The sequence below is a fragment of the Bacillota bacterium genome, assembly GCA_012837285.1.
Classification (GTDB): domain Bacteria; phylum Bacillota; class DTU030; order DUMP01; family DUMP01; genus DUNI01.
This window is the reverse complement of record DURJ01000140.1, coordinates 1-3,342: the sequence shown is the minus strand read 5'-3', so window position 1 is coordinate 3,342 and position 3,342 is coordinate 1. Positions and strand designations below refer to the sequence as shown.

The 3,342-nt window shown below is 46.4% G+C and carries 3 protein-coding genes; 2 read left to right on the top strand and 1 reads right to left on the bottom strand.

Annotated elements, in window-relative coordinates:
* Together GX016_08190 and GX016_08185 are read left to right on the top strand one after the other, a co-directional pair.
* Window positions 1–1,053 (top strand): glutamate--tRNA ligase (locus GX016_08190; GenBank protein ID HHT71539.1); only part of this gene is annotated, 1,053 nt, incomplete at its 5' end.
* A gap of 147 nt (window positions 1,054–1,200) precedes the next feature.
* Entirely contained in the window at window positions 1,201–1,512 is a 312-nt protein-coding gene (locus GX016_08185; protein HHT71538.1) for a hypothetical protein, read from the top strand.
* Window positions 1,513–1,655: 143 nt separating this feature from the next.
* Here GX016_08185 and GX016_08180 read toward each other — a convergent pair whose 3' ends face one another.
* Window positions 1,656–2,384, bottom strand: coding sequence for a GntR family transcriptional regulator (locus GX016_08180; protein HHT71537.1), 729 nt, complete (start codon window positions 2,382–2,384; stop codon window positions 1,656–1,658).
* Between the last annotated feature and the right edge of the window lie 958 nt (window positions 2,385–3,342).

Sequence of the window (3,342 nt, the reverse complement as noted above, 5' to 3'; positions counted from 1 at the left end):
CCGGTGGTGAGGCTTAGAGTCCCGGACGAAGGGGAAACGGTAGTGGACGATCTTATTCGAAGCCGGGTGGTATTTAAGAATAGCATACTGGATGATTTTGTCGTTCTAAAGTCCAACGGTATGCCTACTTACAATTATGCCTGCGTGGTTGACGATCACGCCATGAATCTCACCCACATAATCCGAGCCGAAGAGCATTTGTCCAATACTCCCCGCCAAGTACTGTTGTATGAGGCCTTGGGTTATGAGCTACCAAACTTTGCCCATGTACCCATGATCTTGGCACCGGATCGGTCCAAATTGAGCAAACGCCATGGAGCAACTTCGGTGGAAGAATTCCGTGATGATGGTTATCTTAGCGAAGCGATTATCAACTACCTTGCTTTGCTCGGTTGGTCGCCGGAAGGCACCGACGAGATCATGCCCATTGAGCGGATCGTTGAGCAGTTTAGCCTGGACCGGGTCTCCAAGACAGCGGCGGTATATGATGTAAAGAAGCTGACCTGGATGAACGGGCATTATATAAGAGAGTTATCGCTGGAGCGGATGGTAGCTGAGGTAATGCCTCTGATGCAAAAGCACGGTCTAATCAGTGCTTCACCGTCGGCGCAAGAGTTGGAGCTGTTAAACAGAGCGGTGGAGCTTACCCGTGACCGGGCCAAAACGCTGGAAGAATTGGTTGATGTGGTCAGCTATTTCTTTGCCGCAAAGTTCCACTACGAAGAGAAGGGGACGCGCAAGCATTTTATACCCGAGGGTGCCGCCGACATACTTCAGGAGGCCAAAACCATTGTTGCCGCTGTCCCATCTTTCCAGCACCAGGCGATAGAAGAATCCTATCGTGCCCGGGCTGAAGAGCTAGGGCTAAAACCGGCCAAGCTTATTCATCCCACCCGGTTAGCACTCAGCGGCCGCACCATCGGCCCCGGCCTGTTTGAACTGATGGAGCTTCTCGGGCGTGAACAATGCTTAGAGCGGCTAGAGCGTGCGCTCCGATTTGTTCAGGAAGAACTTCCCGCCCAACTGGCAGCCGACAAAGAGACAAAAGAATAAACCGAAGACAAGTTAGCCCCTGCCGTACCAGTGCACTGGTGAACGGCAGGGGTTTTGGTATCAACTGACCTGGTTTCCTCATACCATGCATTAAGGCAGGCCTATACACCTGTCTAACCATCCCCGTACGTAGGGAGGGAGAACACAATGACTGTGGATGAATGCCTGCAGAAGTTTGCCCAGACCGGAATCACTAGCTTTCTCCCGTCGGCCGTGGCTACAGCAACCGGGCTAGATCAAGAAACTGTTTGCCAGCAATTGCGCGACCTGGTCGAGGACGGTCGCCTCAAATTATATCAACAGGCGATTTGCTCTTGGTGTGCTGAGAACCTGGGCATTTTTGAAGAAGACGTGACCGTACCGGATGTAATGTTTTGCCGTCATTGTCAGCAAAACAGAACAGTGGTAAAAGCACCATTGCTTTGCTTTCCCGACACACAGCCCATAAACAACAACTAGCTACCGGTCGTTGAGTAAAGAATCCCTGCAGCTTTTTGGCTGCAGGGATTCTCTAATTCAAACCAGATTACTCCATTGTTAAATATCTTTCCCGTACGCATTGCTAATGGCCTTGATTAGATCTTTGGGGTCGGAACCAACACCTATCTTTTCCTAACAATCGTGAACTTGTACCCACCAGTGACAAAGTAATTTGAAGAGTTATAAACGCACCTCCCATTTTCTTGGCGTACTAAGCCGTCTAAATATAACAACGGAGCCTTGGGAGATACCTGAAGTATTTCGGCTACTTCATCAGGAGCCTCTATGGCATCCAGATACATTAAGCTATACTTGGCAAAGATTGCAAGTTCCTCACTAAGGAAATCAAGCAGTGATTCGTATTCCTTCCGCTTATCCAGCAGCTCAATATCCGGGACAATTTCGGCATGGAGAGTATCAATAGAATAATTTACAGGGACACCATCAGACAGTCTGAAGGTTCTTACTTCATAACCCATACACCCAACGTCTGTTTCCATCTTGGCTGCTAATTCGCCCTTAATCTTAACCTTACTGATACTGAGAATACGTTCACAGGCTTCGTGACCTGACCTTCTAATGGTGTCGGTAAAGCTTTCCAGTGTTTCTAAGCCTGCTACCACACCGCCTACAGTGCCCAAGACAAAGGACCCGATACCGTGTTTACGGGCAATCAACCCCCGGCTTTCCAAACGTCCCAAAGCTTCTCTAATGGTGGCGCGGCTAACGCCAAATTCATCACAGAGCTCTGCTTCGGTCTTGAGTTTTTCTCCAGGGTGAATTTTGCCGGATAAAATTTGTTCTGTAAGAGTTTCTGCTACCCGAATATAAAGTCGTTGCCTACGGAACAATGATACCCACCCCTCAATTTTTAACCAATTATCTGATACAACATACCATTTCCTGTATGGAAGCCTTTTTCCTGCTAATTAAACTCAGGGATTATTTTGCCGGCGAAAAGCTCCGTTTGCTCAATAACATCAACCGGGTTGTTTAGGGTAATAATAGCACTTGAAAAGTAAGCTATCCCGGACATGTTTTGTCCAAACAAGCCAGCTCAAACGAACCGCTAGCTTCGCATTGCCGATAACGAACCGCTAAACAGTCTTAAGGCCAGGGCTTGTCATCAGTTGTCTAACAGTCCTCGCCGCTATCTTTCGCCGTACAAAGGCAAATTCCTTCTTGTAATAATAAACTGGTTGGTCAAATAACATGGAACCCGTCAATAGAGTCGAACAACCACAGTCTAAAATGCTAATTAACAATCTTGCATAACTCAATTTCTTCACAAAAACAAATGGTTAACCGCCTCACCTTCCGGGCTCATATACTTAACATGAATAACCCTTCTTACAGGATGGACAAAGGTTAACCCGGCTTCAAGAAATCAAGGACCCTGGGGCTCACTTATTGGTGATCACAGTGGTTCAGAAATTCATGATCGGGTGGCTCAAATATTCATTGACATTCGCACGCTTTGCTTAGGAGATTTGAAGACCCCTCTAAATATAAATAAAAAAACTTTTGAAAGCAGGAATTTTGTTTGGCAGTGCAGAATTAGTTATTGATTAAGGATGTAAGACAACAAACGTCAGACAACTAAGGAGGGTGGGATGCCTATGAAGAGGTTTACTTCAACCTAAGAAATTTAAATGGTGAAGAGAGGAGAATCACAAATGTTGTTTCGCTGGATTTTTTTTATTGGGTACCTTGTAATTGTATATCTTATTGGTTATTGGTCTTATAAACAAACGAAAGGCTTATCGGAATTCTACGTTGCCGGAAAAGATCTTGGAATCGTTCCATTGG

Coding starts and splice junctions, on each gene's coding strand:
- GX016_08185 (HHT71538.1), top strand. CDS start 1,201: ATGACTGTGGATGAATGCCTGCAGAAGTTTGCCCAGACCGGAATCACT.